Source organism: Flavobacterium terrigena (assembly GCF_900108955.1).
GTDB classification, from domain to species: domain Bacteria; phylum Bacteroidota; class Bacteroidia; order Flavobacteriales; family Flavobacteriaceae; genus Flavobacterium; species Flavobacterium terrigena.
The window spans coordinates 533,560-553,855 of the sequence record NZ_FNYA01000002.1 but is presented as its reverse complement, the minus strand read 5'-3'; the positions used below and the strand labels follow the sequence as shown (position 1 = coordinate 553,855).

Annotated in this window: 16 protein-coding genes; 7 read left to right on the top strand and 9 right to left on the bottom strand. The window is 31.1% G+C overall.

Annotated elements, in window-relative coordinates; translation table 11 throughout:
- Positions 1 to 46: 46 nt before the first annotated feature.
- From BMX42_RS05830 to BMX42_RS05805, 6 genes are all read right to left on the bottom strand, one after another.
- Positions 47 to 2,191, bottom strand: a complete 2,145-nt coding sequence (locus BMX42_RS05830) for a TonB-dependent receptor (protein ID WP_091310305.1) — start codon at positions 2,189 to 2,191, stop codon at positions 47 to 49.
- Positions 2,192 to 2,437: 246 nt separating this feature from the next.
- Positions 2,438 to 2,839 (bottom strand): alternative ribosome rescue aminoacyl-tRNA hydrolase ArfB, encoded by a 402-nt coding sequence (gene arfB, locus BMX42_RS05825; RefSeq protein ID WP_091310302.1) that lies wholly within the window; start codon positions 2,837 to 2,839, stop codon positions 2,438 to 2,440.
- Entirely contained in the window at positions 2,839 to 4,392 is a 1,554-nt protein-coding gene (locus BMX42_RS05820; protein WP_091310298.1) for a DUF4301 family protein, read from the bottom strand. The genes arfB and BMX42_RS05820 overlap by 1 nt, the downstream gene beginning before the upstream one ends.
- Positions 4,368 to 4,973 carry a nicotinamide riboside transporter PnuC gene (gene pnuC, locus BMX42_RS05815; protein ID WP_091310294.1) on the bottom strand — a complete coding sequence of 202 codons (606 nt, stop codon included), beginning with the start codon at positions 4,971 to 4,973 and terminating at the stop codon, positions 4,368 to 4,370. Before pnuC ends, BMX42_RS05820 begins: the two co-directional genes overlap by 25 nt.
- A gap of 1 nt (position 4,974) precedes the next feature.
- Positions 4,975 to 5,691: a phosphoglycerol geranylgeranyltransferase gene (locus tag BMX42_RS05810; RefSeq protein ID WP_091310290.1), complete on the bottom strand. Its 717-nt coding sequence runs from the start codon at positions 5,689 to 5,691 to the stop codon at positions 4,975 to 4,977.
- Between the two features lie 46 nt (positions 5,692 to 5,737).
- Positions 5,738 to 6,457, bottom strand: a complete 720-nt coding sequence (locus BMX42_RS05805) for a 4'-phosphopantetheinyl transferase family protein (RefSeq protein ID WP_091310287.1) — start codon at positions 6,455 to 6,457, stop codon at positions 5,738 to 5,740.
- Positions 6,458 to 6,605: 148 nt separating this feature from the next.
- Here BMX42_RS05805 and ahcY point away from each other — a divergent pair, with 148 nt between their 5' ends.
- The 5 genes from ahcY to BMX42_RS05780 all read left to right on the top strand — a co-directional run bounded on the left by ahcY (position 6,606) and on the right by BMX42_RS05780 (position 12,458).
- Positions 6,606 to 7,922 (top strand): adenosylhomocysteinase, encoded by a 1,317-nt coding sequence (gene ahcY / locus BMX42_RS05800; protein ID WP_091310283.1) that lies wholly within the window; start codon positions 6,606 to 6,608, stop codon positions 7,920 to 7,922.
- Positions 7,923 to 8,031: 109 nt separating this feature from the next.
- The gene (locus BMX42_RS05795; RefSeq protein WP_091310280.1) at positions 8,032 to 8,697 is read left to right on the top strand and encodes a hypothetical protein; all 666 of its coding nucleotides are present in this window, start codon (positions 8,032 to 8,034) and stop codon (positions 8,695 to 8,697) included.
- 124 nt (positions 8,698 to 8,821) lie between these two features.
- Complete coding sequence (locus BMX42_RS05790; protein WP_091310276.1) at positions 8,822 to 9,193, top strand: BlaI/MecI/CopY family transcriptional regulator; 372 nt, start codon at positions 8,822 to 8,824, stop codon at positions 9,191 to 9,193.
- Complete coding sequence (locus tag BMX42_RS05785; protein WP_091310272.1) at positions 9,190 to 11,139, top strand: N-acetylmuramoyl-L-alanine amidase; 1,950 nt, start codon at positions 9,190 to 9,192, stop codon at positions 11,137 to 11,139. The genes BMX42_RS05790 and BMX42_RS05785 overlap by 4 nt, the downstream gene beginning before the upstream one ends.
- A 224-nt stretch (positions 11,140 to 11,363) precedes the next feature.
- The gene (locus tag BMX42_RS05780; RefSeq protein ID WP_091310269.1) at positions 11,364 to 12,458 is read left to right on the top strand and encodes a DUF4407 domain-containing protein; all 1,095 of its coding nucleotides are present in this window, start codon (positions 11,364 to 11,366) and stop codon (positions 12,456 to 12,458) included.
- A 94-nt stretch (positions 12,459 to 12,552) separates the two neighbouring features.
- Here the strand turns inward: BMX42_RS05780 and rpmA are convergent, their stop codons facing one another.
- Positions 12,553 to 12,813: a 50S ribosomal protein L27 gene (rpmA, locus tag BMX42_RS05775; RefSeq protein WP_091310265.1), complete on the bottom strand. Its 261-nt coding sequence runs from the start codon at positions 12,811 to 12,813 to the stop codon at positions 12,553 to 12,555.
- Positions 12,814 to 12,844: 31 nt separating this feature from the next.
- Entirely contained in the window at positions 12,845 to 13,522 is a 678-nt protein-coding gene (rplU, locus tag BMX42_RS05770; protein WP_091310261.1) for a 50S ribosomal protein L21, read from the bottom strand.
- 264 nt (positions 13,523 to 13,786) lie between these two features.
- Between rplU and BMX42_RS05765 the strand changes: the two genes are divergently transcribed.
- Both BMX42_RS05765 and BMX42_RS05760 read left to right on the top strand, forming a co-directional pair.
- A complete protein-coding gene (locus tag BMX42_RS05765) occupies positions 13,787 to 15,112 on the top strand; it encodes a M16 family metallopeptidase (protein WP_091310258.1) in 1,326 nt (441 codons plus the stop codon).
- An 8-nt stretch (positions 15,113 to 15,120) separates the two neighbouring features.
- Entirely contained in the window at positions 15,121 to 17,181 is a 2,061-nt protein-coding gene (locus BMX42_RS05760) for a M16 family metallopeptidase (protein ID WP_177169125.1), read from the top strand.
- Between the two features lie 104 nt (positions 17,182 to 17,285).
- Here the strand turns inward: BMX42_RS05760 and BMX42_RS05755 are convergent, their stop codons facing one another.
- On the bottom strand, positions 17,286 to 20,174 hold the full coding sequence (locus tag BMX42_RS05755) for a T9SS sorting signal type C domain-containing protein (protein WP_091310253.1): 2,889 nt from the start codon (positions 20,172 to 20,174) through the stop codon (positions 17,286 to 17,288).
- Positions 20,175 to 20,296: the final 122 nt, after the last annotated feature.

Here is a 20,296-nt window from a genome sequence, read left to right as displayed (position 1 = left end):
AGAATTTCTTCTAACCTTTTTTGAATGCATAACTATATAAAAATACTTAAAACTTCAAGTTGATTCCTGCTAAGAAATTAATTCCAGCCTGAGGATAATATCCAACACCTTCAATTGTTGTAGTTTCTGGACCACTCCAAGTGTCGTCATACGTATAAAAATAACCGTTTGATTCGTAAACCCTATCGAAAACATTATTTACCATTCCTGAAAACACAATAGATTTGATGCCTTTGTTAATTTTCAATTCGTAAGTAATATTAAAATCTGATGTGGTATAATCAGCTAAAACCGATTTTTCAGCATCGATATTTCCCATATATTGTTCACCAACAAACTTGGTTAAAAATGAAATTTGTAAATCGTTAACTGGTGTAAATGTGATGTTATTTCCAACAATAATGTTTGGAGAATAAGCAATGTTGGTATTTCCTAAATTCGTTAAAACACCATCTCTTTGAAAGTAAAAATCTTTATTTTTATTGGCGCTTAAAGTCAAGTTTGGCGCAACAGTTAACCATTTTAAGGGTTTAATAGCAGATTCAATTTCTAAACCAAAACGGTAGCTTTTTCCGCTATTTTCAAAAATTGGACTTCCTACATCATTTAACGCTCCAGTTGCTACCAATTGGTTTTCATATTGCATGAAAAAAGTATTTACGTTAATTTTTGTTTTACTTGTTGCGTATTTCCAACCCAATTCATAATCTAATAAACGTTCTGGTTTTACAGCACCGTTTTCATAATCATCTCGTCTAGGTTCTTTATTTGCTATACCTGCAAACCAATACATTTGGTTGTGTTGGTTAATTTGAAAATTAGCTCCAATTTTTGGATTAAAAAATCGGAAAGTATCATTAACATCTGCAAATTTTGTGCTATTTGCTTGATAGAAAACCATACGGTATTGTAAATCTAAAAAGAAATTAAATTTCCATACCTGTTGTGATGCTTTTGCATAAAAATTCACATCATTTTTATTTCCGAAATTATCGTAATACTTGTTGTCTGTTGGGACGTAAAATTGCGTCCAAACTACTTCTCCAAAATGCTTTCCTTGGTATTTATTTGCTGCTCCACCAATAATTACATCTGTTTTTTCTGTTTTGTAATTCAATGAGAAAGTAGTTCCAAAAAAGTCGTTATCTAACCAACGTTTTCTAACTAAATCAGTGGTTGTATTTGCTCCAAAATCGGGTAAATAATAATCAGCAAAAGTTTCATCTTCTCTATATTGTTCGAAATATCCTTTTCCTGAAGTATAATGTAATGCAATATTTGATTGCCATTTAGCTGCTAATTTTTGATTCCAATGTAATTGAAAATGATTTTGTCCGTAATTATCGATTTCATTTCCGTAAAATTGAGTATTACCATTGGCATCCGTATATTGTCCAACAGAATTATATGTTCTGTCGTTTCTTAGTTTTTCTTCATCTTCTAAACCATTCCAAGCCTGATATGTTTTTTCTTTTCCTCCAAATGCAATCGCTTTAATGATAGTGTTTTTTGTAATGTAATTGGCATCAAAATAATAACCAAATAAATTAGAAGATGCTCTGTCTATATAACCATCTGAATCAATTTTTGAAATACGTGCATTCATTTCAAAGTTATTGTGTAAACCCGTTCCGAAAGCTAACGTATGCTTTCTTGTTCCAAAACTTCCAGCTGAATTTGCAATTTCTGCATAACCATTTGCCTGAGAGGTTCTAGTTTGTAAATTTAAACTCGCACCAAATGCGCCAGCGCCACTTGTTGAAGTTCCTACACCACGTTGCAACTGAATACTTTCTAAAGACGAAGCAAAATCAGGTAAGTTTACAAAATATGTGCCTTGACTTTCACTATCGTTAAACGGTACACCATTTAAAGTTACATTAATTCGAGAACCATCAGATCCACGAACACGCATGTAGGTGTAACCAACTCCAGCACCAGCATCGGTTGTAGTAACTACAGAAGGTAAATAATTTAATAAAATGGGAATGTCCTGACCTAAGTTTCTTGGCGCAATTTGCGCTTTGGAAACATTGGTAAAGGTAATTGGGCTTTTGTCTTTAGCTCTAACACCAGAGATTAAGACTTCTTCAATTTGTTTAACTGAATCTTTAGGTTGTTCTTGTGCATTTAAGGCATAAGAAAAAAGGCAAAAGGCAGTTAGTGATAAATTTTTTTTAAATAAAAACATAATTCGTAAAAAAATACGAATAAAAGGGGTAATTACTCTTGTTAAATAATTATTATTTGTGAGAATTAAGATGCTGAATCGTGTTCAACATGATAAGAATTTCTCGATTTTCCTTGGCAGCATTACCCGCCCAGGTTCTATGGGTATAATCTCAGCTTCGAATCTGTCATTCTGAAAGAATCTAAGCACCCCTTTGAGATGGGGCAAAGATATGACTCTTTAGTTTAAACTTACAAATTTACAAGTTTAAAAATCTAATTTTTTTCTTCCAGCTTTAATCTCGCCTGCTTTTTTCTTTTCTTGAATGCGTTTTTCGTTGGCTCCTTTTGAGATTTTTGTTGCTTTTCGAACTTTAGGTTTAACTAATGCTTTTTCAAGCATTTCGAAAAAACGTTTGATGATAATTCGTTTGTTTTTGAATTGACTTCGATCTTCATCGCAAGTTAAAATCAATAAATTTTCTTGAGAGATTTTTGTTTTTAATTTGGTTTGAAGTTGTGCTTTTTCCTCATCATCTAAGCCTAATGAAGTCGCCACGTCAAAAATCAAAACCATTTTAGAGGACACTTTATTTACATTTTGTCCGCCAGCACCACTGCTTCGTACCGCTTTAAAATTGAGTTCAGATGTTATAATTTCCGTCTTCATTAGAATGCAGAATTGGTATCTAAATTACTAGGTTGATGTGCAGGTTTCAATAAATCGTTTACTTTTTTTACTGGATTGAACGTTTCAATTGGAACTTCTACAAAAATCGTCGTCCATTTTGCCATAGCACCATTCCATAATCCAGGTAATTCAAAAGCTTTTATTGGTTTTCCGTTTTTGGTTTTTTCCGTAATAAATGCCGCTTTTTCGTCTATGAATTTAGTTAAATCGAATTTTTTTCCTTCGTAATCTTTGATGCTACAAACGATATCAACAGGATTGAAATGAGTAGAATTTTTGAAAATGGTGCGCTGATTTTCATTGTTTAAATCAACTTGAGACGATTCTACAATCTGTAAGTTATATCTGCCTTTTTCGTCTTGGACCCAAAACGGTCCACCACCAGGTTCCCCTTCATTTTTAACCATTCCACAAACACGAATTGGTCTGTTCAAAATCTTAATTAAATACTCTTTTTGATAATTGAATTGAAACATTTTGAATTCATCTGGCAAAGGAAAAGACATTTTTGTTTCTACAAAATCAATAATTTCTTTAATGTTATTTTCGTCAACTTCATTGTTCAATAATTTTTTCAATGAAATTTCAACTTGTCGTTTGGTATAAATAAGAATTCCGCCTAATAATTTTTTGTGATTTAAAATCATCTCACGATTATTTTGCGAAACATTGTCAATATTTTTAATAAAAACCACATCTGATTGTAGTTGATTTAAATTTTCAATCAATGCGCCGTGCCCGCCAGGGCGAAAAAACAATTCGTTTTCAGAAATTCTAAAAGGCGTATTGTCTGCGTTTACTGCAATTGTATCTGAAGTTTCATTTTGGTAAGAAAATGAAATTTCTAAATTATCATATTTATTGGTGATTTCTAAAAAATCTTTTTCAAATTCTTTGGTAACAGTGAAATGAATTTTCGATTTCTGATTTGGATTTTTGTAAAAATCAGTTTCGAAAACATGTTCGTCAATTGGTGTTAAAATTTTATTATTTTGAATATGAAATGGTAAAATTCCTTTTGGTTTATTAGCGAAATTTAAACCTTCTTCCGTTAATAATGTTTTTACAATCGCATACACTTTTTGGTCAGAATTATAACTCGGATAATCTGTAAAAATAGCTTTTGTTTTTTCTTTCAATTCATTGTAAAAAGGAAAACATCTTAAACCTACAATAAATAAATTTAAATCTCTGTCTTTATTAAGGTTTACGTAAGAATTTATAGTGTCTTTCTCTGGATTGAAATTATGTAAAAATTCATTTAACGATTTAAACATTCTTGTTGCAGCGCCACTTGCAGGAACAAATTTTTCAATAGAATACTTGTCTTTGTGTTTATCGAAATACGTGCAAAAATTTTCAACTTCAACTTCAGAAAATTGAAAAATCCCATCATTTATTGATGCAATTTTATATAAGTTAATATTCGGAATTCCGTTTTTAAAATAATGCAATTGTTGCATGATTTTTTCAAGAGAATTTCCGCGTGTAACAATTTGTTGTAAATCTATTTCGCTAAATATTTTTTCCATTCTATATACGCTGAGATGGCTAAAATAGTAAAAATTATGTATTGAACGGCAATAATGTAAAGTTGTCTGTCGAAAAATATATAAACACAAATGGCATCGCCAATAATCCAAAGTGTCCAATTTTCAATTTTTTTGCGAGCCATATACCACATGGCTGTAAAGAATAAAGAAGTAGTAAAAATATCTAAATAATTGTTAGTCTGTAGTTTGTAATCGAAAAATTGATATATAAAAACACAAACAATAGCTGTGATAATAAATAGAATGACACCAATGACTTTCTCTTTATTGTTGGTTCTCGATATGGTAAGTGTTTCGCCGTTTGTTGTTTTTTTCCACTGATACCAACCATAGATGCTCATTATAGAATAATAAATATTTATGCTCATATCGGCAAAATATTTTGCATTGAACATAATATAAATAGATAATACTGTTGCAATTATTCCAGTTGGATACACTAAAATGTTTTCTTTTTTTGCAAAATACACACTTAAAATACCAAATATAAAAACGATAATTTCTATAGCAATTTGCCAATTAGGAATGTCCTTATATTGATTTGTAATAATCTCAATCATGTTAGTTGTTAAAGAAATTACTATCGTTTTCAAATGCGGTTCCAATCACAACAATATCAGCACCAGCTTTAAAAATTTCTTCAATTTTAGATAAGTTTCGAATGCCACCGCCAACAATTAAAGGGATTGAAATATTTTTAGAAACAAATGCAACCATTTCTAATGAAACATGATGATTAGCGCCACTTCCAGCTTCTAAATAAATTAGTTTTTTACCTAAATATTCGCCTGCTTTTGCGGTTTTGTAGGCCAATTCGATATTGGTGTTTTCAATAGGTAAAGTTTGACTTACGCGTTGCACAGCCGTTTCATTTCCGCCATCAATTAAAATGTAACCTGTCGAAATAATTTCCAAAGTCGAATTGGTTAAAATATCCACAGAATTAATATGATGCTCTATTAAATAATCCGGATTTCTGCCAGAAAGTAAACTTAAAAACAAAATTCCGTCGGCTTCATTTGAAATTTGCGATGGATGTCCTGGAAAAATAAGAATAGGTAAGTGGCAATGTTTTTTGATTTCGATAATTAAGCTATCGATGCAAATTTGTTCTACAATACTACCGCCTATAAAAATATGTGTAGCTGGTGATTGATTGATTTTTTGAGATATATTTTCAATTTCCTCGACTTTCGTTTTGTCAGGATCAATCAAAATAGCCAACAATTTTTCGTTTACTTGTTTGGCGACTAAAATATTTTGGTAGATGTTTTTCATTGCTATGCGAAAGTAAGGATTATAAAGTAAAGATTTTAATTTGTTATTACTTTTCGGAACAATTCAAAACACAAACGAAAACATAATCGTCTACAAAATCAAACTCAAATTGAAATTCTTCGGTAATGTTATTAAAATGCAATTGCGCTTTTCCTTTTTTGTCTTCTAATTGAAATGGCGATTCGGAAATGTGATTTGGAAAGCTAATTCCTTTCTCGTTTTTTACTTTAAAAACACTTTCTTTAACTCCCCAAACGACCGTAGATTTTGCAATTTTATCCGATTCAGAAAGGTTTTCTAAATGTGAAATGTTCATAAATCGAGGTGCAATTTTCAAGGTTTTTTCTTTTCGTTTTTCTAAATCAATTCCAATACATTGATTACTGATACAAATACAAGAAAACTCATGAGAATGAGAAATGGAGATGTGTATAGAGTCAGAAGCTGGGAGCTGGGAGCTGGGGTTTTGAAGCTGGGAGTTTGAAGTCTCGTTTTCTTCCACCTTCCATCTTCCATCTTCCATCTTAAGATGTGGTTTTCCAAATTCATCATAAAACAAATCAAAATCAGTAAAACCAACATGTTGCAATAACATTCGAACCGCTAAAAACCCTTTTTTGTGTTCTATTGAACTCATGGTTTCCAAGCGAGAAATTGACTTTTCATTAAGTTGTGCATTCTCAAAAAACCAATCTAAATCTTCGGAAATTTTCCAAAAATAGGCTATGGTATTTGACTTAATGTTAATTTCTTTATAAAAAGGCATGTTTCTTTCAGGTTTGAAAAATTTTATACAATTGTAATTCAGTTGTTTAGCTATTTAAACAAAACATAAATGTCTATAATTTATTTCTAAATTAAAAACTTATGTTGTACCTTTGCGGACTTAAATTTAAATAAATATACAAATTATAATGAGTACAACAACAATTCCTTACGTACCATACAAAGTTAAAGATATTTCTTTAGCAGCATGGGGAAGAAAAGAAATTTTATTAGCTGAAGCTGAAATGCCAGGATTAATGGCGCTTAGAGAAGAGTTTGGTGCAAGCCAACCTTTAAAAGGTGCTCGTATTGCTGGATGTTTACACATGACAATTCAAACTGCTGTTTTAATTGAAACATTAGTAGCTTTAGGTGCAGATGTTACTTGGTCTTCTTGTAATATTTTCTCAACTCAAGATCACGCTGCTGCTGCAATTGCTGCTGCTGGAATTCCAGTTTATGCTTGGAAAGGTATGAATGAAGAAGAATTTGATTGGTGTATTGAGCAAACGTTATTTTTCGGTGAAGAACGTGCGCCATTAAATATGATTTTAGATGATGGTGGAGATTTAACAAACTTAGTGTTTGATAAATACACTGAATTAGTAAAAGGAATCAAAGGTTTATCTGAAGAAACTACAACTGGAGTTCACCGTTTATACGAAAGAATGAAAGCAGGAACTTTATATATGCCAGCTATCAACGTAAATGATTCGGTTACTAAATCTAAATTTGATAACAAATACGGTTGTAAAGAATCTGCAGTAGATGCAGTTCGTAGAGCAACTGACGTAATGTTAGCAGGTAAAAGAGTAGTAGTTTGTGGTTATGGAGATGTTGGTAAAGGTACTGCAGCTTCTTTCCGTGGAGCTGGTTCTATTGTAACTGTAACTGAAATTGACCCAATTTGTGCTTTACAAGCTGCAATGGACGGTTTCGAAGTTAAGAAATTAGATACAGTAGTTTCAAATGCTGATATTATCATCACTACAACTGGTAACAAGGACATCGTTTTAGGTCGTCACTTCGAAGCGATGAAAGATAAAGCTATCGTTTGTAATATCGGTCACTTCGATAATGAAATTGATATGGCTTGGTTAAACACAAACTTTGGTCACACTAAAAACGAAGTTAAACCACAAGTTGATATTTATACAGTAAACGGAAAAGAAGTTATCATTTTAGCTGAAGGACGTTTAGTAAACTTAGGTTGTGCTACAGGTCATCCAAGTTTTGTAATGAGTAACTCGTTTACTAACCAAACTTTAGCACAGTTAGAGTTATGGGCAAACAGTGCAAACTACAAGAATGAAGTTTACATGTTGCCTAAGCATTTAGATGAAAAAGTTGCTGCTTTACACTTAGCGAAATTGGGTGTTGAGTTAGAAACGTTACGTGACGATCAAGCTGCATATATTGGAGTTGAAGTTGCTGGACCATTTAAACCAGAATACTACAGATACTAATTAGTATTTTATATAAGTAACAAAATCCTTACAGAATGTTAAAATAAAATTAACTTTTTGTAGGGATTTTTTGATATATTTTTATTAATTTTAATAAAAATATAAGTTTATGAAAAAGCTACTTCACCTTAGTCTTGTTTTTTTTGTAACAAATGTCTTTAGTCAGGTTGGAGTTGGGACAACTACACCGACTGCTGATTTAGATGTAAATGGCACTTTAAGAGTCAGGACATCAAATACAACTACTAATAATACTGCCGCAAAAGATTCCATTTTAGTAACTGATAATCTTGGAAATGTGAAGCGGATTTCTTCTAAGACAGTTATTGAAAGTCATTTAAAAACTTTTGTTAAAGGTGCTTTTGTTAGCTCTAGCGATGTAAGTTTAACTTTATTAGCTGGTACTAAAATAATTCCATTTGATTTTGAAGAATTTGATTTGAATAATGAATTTAATACTTCAACTTCAGTTTTTACAGTCAAACAGGATGGTATTTATGAAATTAATATTCAAATAAAAGCTACTTCAGCTATTTCAGTTGCTACTGATTTTGGTGTGGTAATTTTAAAAAACGGCACGATTGTAAATCGAAATTCATTTGCAAATATTGGTATTTTAGGAATAAATGCGACACCGCCTTCAAGGAGTATAAATACACTCGTTAGTTTAACTATTGGTGATACTATAAGTTTTAATGTGGTGGCTAGTTTGCTAAGTTTAGGTTTAATTGGAAATAGAGAAGACTGTTATTTTACAATTCACCAAGTGAGATAAAAATATATAATATGAAATCCCTTTTCGAAAGATTAGGGATTTTTTTGTAAAAATACTGCTCTATGTTTGTAGAATCAAAATATTATTCTACATTTGTAGAGTTAATTCTAAATTCGTAGAACAAATGACGTTATCAAACACTGAAGAACAATTGATGGAACATCTATGGAAGCTGGAAAAAGCTTTCATGAAAGATTTGTTAGAAGCTTATCAAGAACCTAAACCAGCAACCACAACAGTAGCCACTCTTTTAAAACGAATGATTGATAAAAAATTTGTGGCTTATAATGAATTTGGTAATTCAAGAGAATATTATCCATTAGTGAAAAAAAACGACTATTTTTCAAAACATGTGAACGGATTAATTAAGAATTTCTTTAATGATTCGTCATCACAATTTGCTTCTTTTTTTACACGAGAAACTAATTTAACGGAATCTGAATTGGAAGAATTGAAAAAAATAATTGACGTTGAACTTCAAAAAAAGAAAAAATGATCGACTTTTTAATAAAATCAACAATCAGTTTAATTGTTTTTCTTGGTTTCTATCATTTGGTTTTAGAACGTGAAAAAATGCATCAATTCAATCGATTTTATCTTTTGATTTCGATTTTTATTTCACTAGCAATTCCGTTTTTTACATTTGAAATAATTGAGGTTATTCCAGTTGTAAAAAATATTGAACCCATTATTGTTAATTCAATTCCTTCAGTATTAGATCAAAATTCTATTCAAGAAAAAGTTATTCCTATACAAGAAACTACAAATTATTTGCCGTTTATAATTTGGGGTATATATGGAATAATAAGTTTTATATTTTTATTGCGATTTGGAAAAAATTGGAAAAAATTAATGATTAAATCAAAAATTAATCCAGTTGTAAAATACAAAAATGCGAATCTGATTTTGGTTGAAGAAAAAACACTTCCGTATACTTTTTTAAACTCCATTTTTATCAATTTCGATGACTATTATAACAGAAATATTGAAAATGAATTATTCACACATGAGCTAGTTCATGTTACTCAAAAACATACACTAGATATTTTATTTATTGAGTTTTTAAAAGTTATTTTTTGGTTCAACCCAATATTAATTTTATACAAAAAAGCTATTCAACTTAATCACGAATTTCTTGCCGATGAAGAAATTGTGAAAACATATAACAATGTTCCGTTTTACCAAAATTTACTTTTACAAAAAGGTAGCTGTAACCAAACGATTTACTTGGCCAGTAATTTGAATTATTTAGTAACCAAAAAAAGATTAATTATGATGACAAAAAACACATCGCAAAAATTAGCCGTTTTGAAAAAAATTGCTGTTGTTCCTATTCTTGCTGGATTAATTTATTTTTTCTGTATAGAAATCATAGCGCAGGAGAAAGTTATCAATGTAAATTCAGAATTAAAAAATACTGAAATAACAGAGAAAGATAAAATTAGAGATCGTTACTATTCTAATGTAAGAGTGATAATTAGAGACGATAGCAAAAAAGTGGTAAAAATTGATAAAATGTATGAAGAGCTAACTTTAGAAGAAAAAAGACTTCATTTAGATTTTATTCCAGAAGCAATTAATGAAAAAAAGGTAACGAATGAATTTTATAATAAATTAGTTTCAAGTAATGATATCGCTGTAAGAATTAATGAAACACCTATAAAAAACTCTGAGTTATCTAAATACAAACCTACAGATTTTAAGCATCACACTTATACAAGAATGTATAGAAGAGGGGATTTAAAGGGAATTAAAAGTGATTATCATTATACTTTATATACCAATGATTATTTCGATAAACATTTAAAAAATAATCACTTAAAGTTTGGTAATGATACTATTAAAATCATTGGAGTGAATTATAAGGATGCAAAATCATACGTGGCTTATGAAACTAAATCAAATACCAAAAACCAAAAAATAATAGTAATTGATGCAGGTCATGGCGGAAAGGATCATGGCGCTAAAATTAATGAAGAACTTGAAAGTAAAATAGTAGAAAGTTTAGCAAAAAAAATTAAAGCATTAAATGTTAACGAAGATTTTAAAATTATTTTACTTCGTGAAGATGATAGTTTTGTTAGCTTAAGCGAAAGAGTGAATAAAATAAATGAAATTAATCCAAGTTTAGTGATTTCATTGCATTTAAATGCATCAACGAACATAAAAGAAAATGGTGTAAATGCATATGTTTCTAGTCAAAATGAGTTTTATGAAAAGTCATTAATAACAGCAAATAAATTAATTGATAATATTTCAAATAGAAATTTAGCAAAAGGTGGAGTGAAAGATGCTAATCTTTATATTATTAAAAATTCTAAATGTCCAGCTGTTTTGTTGGAAGTAGGATATTTATCTAATGAAAATGATAAAGCTTATATTACAAGTGAAAATGGAAAAAATGAAATTGCTAATAAAATATTTGAATTTTTAAAACAATAATAGGTTTTTACTGACTTTCGTTTTTATAAATATAAAATCCCTTTTCGAAAGATTGGGGATTTTTTTATGTCTTAAAACCGTAAAATTGGTTGTTTCTGTTTAGTGTCAAATAATAAATCCAAAAACCTGTAACAAAAAACCATTTTTGGCAACAAATTTGTAATCATCATCATCAATCATCAACTAACCATAAGTGTATGCTTTTGGTTGTAAAACGAATCGTTATGCTAAAATCATTTTTTATCCTTTGTTCTGGAGCGGACAAAGATATAGTTACTTCTTGCTCCAATGGAGAACAGAATAAATATGCCGGAATTGGTGCTACTGTTTTCTTTACTGCTATTATGGCTTTTGTGGCCTGTTCTTACGCTTTATATACTGTTTTTGATAATGTGTATATGGCAACTTCTTTCGGGTTAATTTGGGGTTTATTAATCTTTAATTTAGACCGATTTATTGTTTCAACCATTAAAAAACGTGATAGTTTTATGGATGAATTCATTCAAGCGTCTCCGCGAATTGTGTTGGCCATGATTATTGCTATCGTAATTTCAAAACCGTTAGAAATTAAAATCTTCAAAAAAGAAATTGATACTGTTTTATTAAAAGAGAAAAACGAAATGGCTATCGCGAATAAAAAACAAGTTGCAAATTTCTTTAAAACAGATGTCGATAAAAATCAAGCATCTATTGATAGTCTGAAAAGCCAGTTAAAGACAAAAGAAAAAGAAGTGGCAGCTTTGTATCAATCGTACATTACGGAAGCGGAGGGAACGGCTGGAACGAAAAAAATGGGAAAAGGACCAATTTATAAAGAAAAGCGGGAAGCTTTCGATTTAGTTTCGAAACAATTGGACTCTTTAAAAGTTTCAAACGGGAAGTTAATTGCCGAAAAGGAAACGAAAGGAAAATCGTTACAAGCGGATTTGGATAAGAAAGTAACCGATTCACAACCGGTAATTGATAGTTTCGATGGATTAATGGCGCGAATAAACGCTTTGGATAAATTACCGTTTTTGCCTTCGTTATTTATTATGTTGTTATTCTTGGCGATTGAAACTTCGCCAATTATTGCTAAGTTGTTATCGAGTAAAAGCGAATACGATTTTAAATTGGAAGATGCAGAAATTAGTTATAAAACATTAATTGAACAAAACAGTTACCAACGCGACTTGCAAAAGAAAACAGATGCTGCTATTTACGATGAGGTATATGCGGATATTAAAGCTGATAAAGAGTTATATAATTTGAAGAAGAAAAATGCGACTGAAATAATGAAAATTCAATCGGAGAATTATTTAGCAAAGTTTAAATCGTAATATTTTTTAAATTAATATAATTTGTGTAATTACTAAAAACAAAAAACCCGTCAAGTTTTACAACAAGACGGGTTTTGTATTTGTAATCTTAAGATTATGCTTCGAATGGAAGAATAGAAACCCAAGATTTGTTCTCACCTTTTTTCTGGAATTTTACAATTCCATCAACTTTAGCATGTAAAGTATGATCTTTTCCCATGTAAACATTTTCACCTGGGTTGTGTTTTGAACCTCTTTGTCTAACAATGATATTTCCTGCAATTGCAGCTTGACCACCATAAATCTTTACGCCTAAACGTTTTGATTCTGATTCTCTACCATTTTTCGAACTACCGACACCTTTTTTATGAGCCATGACGTTTTGGTTTTATAAGTTAATACTAAAATTAAACAGCTTTACCACCGTTTAATTCATCTTGTAATTTTTTTAATTCATCCATTTTACCATCAGCAGCTAATTGAGCTTGTTGTGCCCAAGTAGTTGGATCTAAATGTTGTACTTTAGCTTCAGCAGCATCTAAAATTGCATTTACTTTATCAGCAGCAGTAGCAGCTAATTTAGCAAAAGTGTCAATTCCAGCAGCAACTAATACTTCAGCAGCTTTAGGTCCAATACCTTCGATAATTTTTAAATCATCAGCTTTAGCAGCTTTAGCTTTAGTAGCTTTAGGTGCAGCAGCAGGAGCATCAGCTAATTTTTCCGCTTTTGGAGCAGCTTCTTTCTTAGGAGCAGCAGCTTTTTTTACAGAACCAGTAGCAACGATGTTCTCAATGATAATTTGAGTAAACGATTGTCTGTGACCGTTTTTCTTTTTGTAACCTTTTCTTCTTTTCTTTTTGAAGACGATTACTTTATCACCTTTAAGGTGGTTTAATACTTTGGCTTCAACAGAAGCTCCTTCTATAGCTGGGGCGCCTAATGTTAATGCTCCTCCGTTATCAATTAATAAGACTTTGTCAAAAGAAACTTTTGCGTCTACATCACTTGCTAAACGGTGAACAAATAACCTTTGGTCTTTGCTTACTTTGAACTGTTGCCCTGCTATCTCTACGATTGCGTACATAACAATATGTTTAGATTATTATTTTTTCAGTTTGCAAATATACAATTATTTATTAATCACACAACATAACTTTTCTTTTTTCTTTAATTTAAATAAATTGAATAAGTTTTTCGCTTTTTGTGTAACAATTTATATCTTTCGCACACTAATTAACATCATTTATTATTATAAAATTAATTGTGAAATGCGCTACCAAAAATATTTGTGTTAAAGTACAATAAAATAGCGCTTCATATGAGATTTAAAAAACAATAAAACTTACTTATGAAAAAAACTTTAATGGCTTTAGGAACAATGGCAATGTTAGGAAGCACTGCAAATGCGCAAAAAGTGGCATTTGAAGAATTTGATTTAGATAACGGATTACACGTTGTGTTACATCAGGATAATTCTGCGCCAGTAATTATTACTTCAGTAATGTACCATGTTGGTGCAAAAGACGAACAACCAAATCGTACTGGTTTTGCTCACTTTTTTGAACATTTATTGTTTGAAGGAACAAAAAATATTGAAAGAGGAGAGTGGTTTAAAATAGTTACTGCAAATGGTGGTAACAACAATGCAAACACTTCTGATGATAGAACGTATTATTATGAAGTTTTCCCTTCTAATAATTTAGAGTTAGCTATTTGGATGGAATCTGAAAGATTAATGCATCCAGTAATTAACCAAATTGGTGTTGATACTCAAAACGAAGTAGTAAAAGAAGAAAAACGTTTAAGAATTGACAACCAACCTTACGGAAACATTTTCAAAGCAATCAAACAAAGTTTATTTAAAAACCACCCATACCGTTGGACAACAATTGGTGAAATGGAGCATTTAGATTCTGCTACTTTAGATGAGTTTAAAGCATTCAATAAAAAATTCTACATTCCAAATAATGCTGTTTTAGTTGTTGCTGGTCAGTTTGATAATGCTCAAGCTAAAGAATGGATTAAAAAATATTTCGGAGCTATTCCGAAAGGAGAACCAATTAAAAGACAAAAATTTGAAGAAGCTCCAATTACTTCTACAATTAATGCTACTTGGGAAGATCCAAACGTTCAATTACCAATGACTTTAGCAGCATACAGAACGCCATCTATGAAAACTAAAGATGCTCGTGTTTTAGACATGATTTCTTCTTACTTATCAGACGGAAAAAGTTCTAAGTTATACAAAAAAATGGTTGATGATAAGAAAGTAGCGCTTCAAGTTGGTGCTTTCAATAATTCTCAAGAAGACTACGGACAATACATTATTTATAGTTTACCATTAGGTGATGTGTCTTCAGAAAGTTTATTAAAAGAAATTGACGAAGAAATTGTAAACATGCAAAACAATTTAATTTCTGAAAATGATTTTCAAAAACTTCAAAATAAATTTGAAAACAACTATGTGAATTCAAATTCAACTGTTGAAGGTATTGCAGAAAATTTAGCTTCATACTATTTATTATATGGTGATATTAATTTAGTAAATACTGAAATTGACATTTACCGTTCTATTACAAGAGAAGATATTAAAGAAGTTGCAAAAAAATATTTAAACCCAAACCAACGTTTGATTTTAAATTATGGACCTGCAAAAGAAAAAACAGCTAAATAATTTTTAAGATGAAGAAGTATTTATATATCGCAGCCAGTTTATTAGTAACAATAACTATGCAAGCACAAGACAGAAAAATGCCTAAGCAAGGGCCAGCACCATCAATTAACATTAATAAGCCAGAAACTTTCACTTTAGAAAATGGTTTAAAAGTGATGGTTGTTGAAAATCATAAATTACCAAGAGTTTCTTTTAACTTAACTTTAGATAATGCCCCTTTTGCGGAAGGAAGCAAAAAAGGAGTTACAGATTTAGTAAGTGCTATGATTGGTAATGCTACAGAAAAAATTTCTAAAGATAAATTTAACGAAGAAATTGACTTTTTAGGAGCTAATTTTAATTTTAACGAATCAGGTGCTTCTGCAAGTGGTTTGTCTAGATATTCTGCAAGAATTTTAGAATTATTAGCAGACGGAGCTTTAAATCCATTATTTACTCAAGCTGATTTTGATGCGGAAAGAGCAAAAATAATTGAAGGTTTAAAATCTGATGAAAAAAGCGCTTCTGCAATTGCAGGTCGTGTACAAAATGTTTTAACATTCGGAAAAGAGCACTATAATGGAGAATTTACTTCTGAAGAAACATTAAAAAATGTGACTTTACAAGATGTGATCAATCATTATAACACGTATTTCGTACCAGGAAATGCTTATTTAGTAGTTATCGGTGATGTAAAAACAAAAGATGTTAAGAAAAAAGTAGAAGAGTTATTTGGAGCTGATGTTTGGAAAAAAGCTACAGCACCAAATTTAACTTATAACGATCCAAAAGATTTACAATATTCTCAAATTAATTTTGTTGATGTACCAAATGCAGTTCAATCTGAAATTTCGTTAATCAATTTATCAAAATTAAAAATGAATGATAAAGATTATTTTGCTGCTATTTTAGCTAACCAAATTCTTGGTGGTGGTGGAGAAGGTCGTTTGTTTTTAAACTTAAGAGAAAAACACGGTTGGACATACGGTTCGTATTCTAATTTAGGAGCTAGTAAATATATCTCTAAATTTTCTTCTACAGCTTCTGTAAGAAACACAGTTACTGATAGTGCAGTTGTTGAAATTTTCAACGAATTGAAAAAAATTAGAACTGATTTAGTTTCTGCTGAAGATTTAAAAAATGCAAAAGCAAAATACATTGGAAACTTCGTAATGCAAATTGAAAAACCTGCAACTATTGCTCGTTATGCATTAAACATTAAAACATTAGGTTTACCTGAAGATTTCTACGAAAATTATGTAAGAAATATCAATGCGGTAACTCCAGAAGATATTAGAAATGCAGCTAATAAATATTTCTTAGCAAATAATACTAGAGTTGTAATTGTTGGTAAAGCAGCTGATGTATTACCAGGATTAGAAGCAATGAGTGCAAAAGAAAAAATGCCAATTTTCTATTTTGATAAATATGGAAACAAAGTTGAAAAGCCTGTTGTTAAAAAAGAAATTCCTGCTGGTGTAACAGCTCAATCTGTAATTAAGAAACACGTTGATGCAATTGGTGGAGAAAAAGCCTTAAAAGCTGTTAAAACATTGTTTGTGATTTCAAAAGGAACAATTCAAGGTCAAACTTTAGACATGGTTTCTAAAACTTCAAACAAAGGAATGTCTTCAACAGATGTTACGATGAAAGGAATGTCATTAATGAAACAAATTATTGGAGACAAAACAGGTTACCAAACTTCTCAAGGTCAGAAAAAAAATATTGAAGGTGCTGAATTAGTTAAAGAGAAAAAAGAAGCTGTTCCGTTTATTGAATTAGCCTTGTTAGCTGATAAAACAATTGTTTTAAGTGGAATTGAGGCTGTTAATGGTCAAGATGCTTATGTAATTCAAGTGAATACTTCAAAATATTTTTATGATGTAAAAACAGGATTAAGAGTGGCTGCTGAAAATGAAGCAGGTGAAGGAGATCAAAAACGTAAAGTAATGACAACATATGCTGATTATGTAGATGTTAAAGGAGTAAAAGTTCCTTACAAAACTACTTTAGATGTGGGTATGCCATTAGAGTTTATTACACAAGATGTAAAAATTAATGAAGGTGTTACTGATAAAGATTTTGAATAAATTTTATTTTGATATAGAAAAAAGGATTGCGAAAGCAATCCTTTTTTATTTTACATCTATTCATATTAAAAAACACGGGGTTGTTTCTGAAGATGTATTTTGAATTAATAAACAACTTTTTTAGTTATAACCACATCATTTTCAAGTTTGACTTTAACAATTAATACGCCAGTTGTAGCTTTTAATTCAGATAAAATGATTTCTTGTTGGTTAATATTTTTTCTGTCAACTAAATTTTTCCCTAGTATATCATATATCATTATTTCATTAATCGATTGAACTGTTGATTTTACATTGATATTGTTGTTTGTGAAAATAGTTACTTGGTCAGAAAACACATTCTGGTCCGTTGATAATATATTATTTGTAAAACGTAATACAAATCTATCAAGCGTTTCACCTTGTGAGGCTGTAAATGTGTATGGATCTATTCGTAAATTATAAATTATATTTAACAGTTTGTCTTCCAAATATATATTTTGATTACTCAATAATCCATCAATTCCTTTAATAAAGAAAGTGTAACTGCCAGAACTCGGTACTTTAATAGCTAATGGTACTTGATCGTTTTGATCAAACGGCAAGCTTCTACCTTGAATAATGTTTCTGTCATAACCCTCTAATAAAGAATAAATACTAAAAGGGGCTTTTAAATCGACTTGTGCATCATACAGTTGGTCTTTTTGATTGGTTGCCCCGTTAACATAAGCAATAAGTGTTGAGATGCTTGTTGTTGAAGATACTAAATCGATCCAAATTCTTCCTTCAGGATAATCAGCTGTATTTGTGTTTGCAGTTTTGTAAAACTGGTCGTTACGATAACTACTGCTTCTCATAGTGTTATTAAACACTGCTGTTGTTGAAGTTAACGGGCTTAAAGGATTCATTAAAACGAAAAATCCTTGTCCTGCACCAATATAACCATCAAAACCTAATGGGGAAGAAGGTCCAGAAAGATTATATGTTAAATAATCAGACGCGTCATAATTATAAGCATAGTTGCCATAGAAAGGATCTGTAGCACCTGCACTTGGCGCAATTCCATGTCTCCAAATATTAACAAAACCCATAATATTGGTAGCGTTTGCTGTTAAAAAGGCGTCTGCAGAAATTGAGGATGCATATGGATTTCCTAATAAGTTCCAATTATCATCATCTTGTGTAGCATTTGTTGGAGAATACGGTGAAGGATACGTTCCTATAGTATTATAAGTTCCTCTTGAAATTGGAGTTGTAATATTTCCGTTGTTAGGCACGCCTGTAAATGTTGAGGTGAAGTTTACAGGTGAGTTTTGAGGTGCGCCGTTCAAACCTCTTTCAGCATAACCTTTTCCAAGTATCATAGTTTCTGTAGCATATGCCCAATTCCCGAATGCTCCAATACCATTTCCAGGTATAGTTGGAACCCACTTGTAAAGATTCGAATTACTAGAAAAAATTGAAATATTTGCAGAATTAAATCCCGCAACTGGACTTGACCAATACACATAATCACTATGGTCAACAAAAGCTGTTCTTTCCATATTGATATTTCCAATATTACTCACATTGTTTATTTGGATCAAACTTCCGTTATTTCTAATGTTGAAAATACCGTTAGCATTCACATTTATGACATCTGTTACTTGTAAAATACCAGTTGATACTATTTCTAAACTTCCATTACTAGGTACTGTAATTGCATAAGCATAGGCCACAGAAGGTCCTGAAATTACTGGTGAATTTCCAATATTTGTTATTGAAACACAGTCCGTTGCATTTGGGACATTATTTGGTGTCCAATTTGAAGGAGCAAACCAATCGGAACTAATTGAGCCATTCCAAACTTTACTTGAAGAAATAATATTAACAGGACTAGTTGCTACAGAAGTACAGCCTCCACTATTGGTTGCTGTAAAAGAATAACTACCTGGAGTCAAACCACTAACGGTATAACTACTTCCGCTTCCTGCAATAGCTCCCGGATTAATAGTCCAGTTTCCTGCTGGTAAGTTGTTTAATTGAACACTTCCAGTTGGTAAAGCACATGTAGGTTGTGTGATTGTACCAATAGAAATAGTACCAGGACGTGGATTTACAAGAATTGAAATAGCTTCGTAATTATTATACGTATTTCCACTGTAAGTTGTTGTACAAGTAAGTGTAGCTGTATAAGTTCCTACTAAAGCATTAGGTATAACAGGGTTTTGCAAAGCTGAAGAACTGTTTCCACCACCTGGGGCAATTATGGCCCAACTATAAGTTACAGTAGTACCAAAAGTGCCTAAATAACTTCCGGAAAGATTAATTTGACTGCCTTCACAAACTGGGGTGTTTGAACTTGGTGATGAATTCAAGGTTCCATCACCAGCCATCACTTCTTGAAAAGTTAGTGCAGTTGTTCCACCTCCGTTACAATATGCGTAAATGGATGAACCAATATGAATATCTTGGTTGTGATTACAATCTCCGATAAGTCCATAATAATCCGGATTTGGTGTAATGTCATAGGTTACTGAAAGTACAGCATTATTAGGTAATATTAAATCTATCTTATCAATAAATGTAATAGTTCCTAAAAGAGGTGTAACTGAAATTAATTGCGTGTTAAAAACATAATCAGTTCCATTTCCTCCGGTATTAGTTCCTGTAAGTGCTAAGTTTCCTGATATAATAATTGAGCCGATTACTCCTGTGTTTATCCCTGTAGTTCCAATAGAAATGGAGTGTCCTGCTAGAATTGTAACTACACCAGTTCCTGTTGGGTTTTGTCCTGGATAGGTTGAGGCCGCAATCCAGCTACTGCCGTTGTAGTATTCCCAACTACCTAAAGTAGTCCATGGGCCGCCAGGATTTACTGATCTGTAATCGCCAACGGATTGACCTAAAATTTTGACTGAAACCAATAAAAACATCAATAAAAATAAACTGAATTGTTTTTTTCTGATGTTGATTTTTAAGATTTGGTTTGCATTTTGGTGGGGCTGTTTTGGAGTTAAGTAAATTTTGTTCATAAGAATTTCATTTATCTTTTTACAAAGTTAGAACTTATTCTAAAGCTGGGTTGAAATTCATTTATCTTTTAATCTTGAAAATCAAGCAGTTAATCGAATAATTTAATGAAATGCAAAAAAAT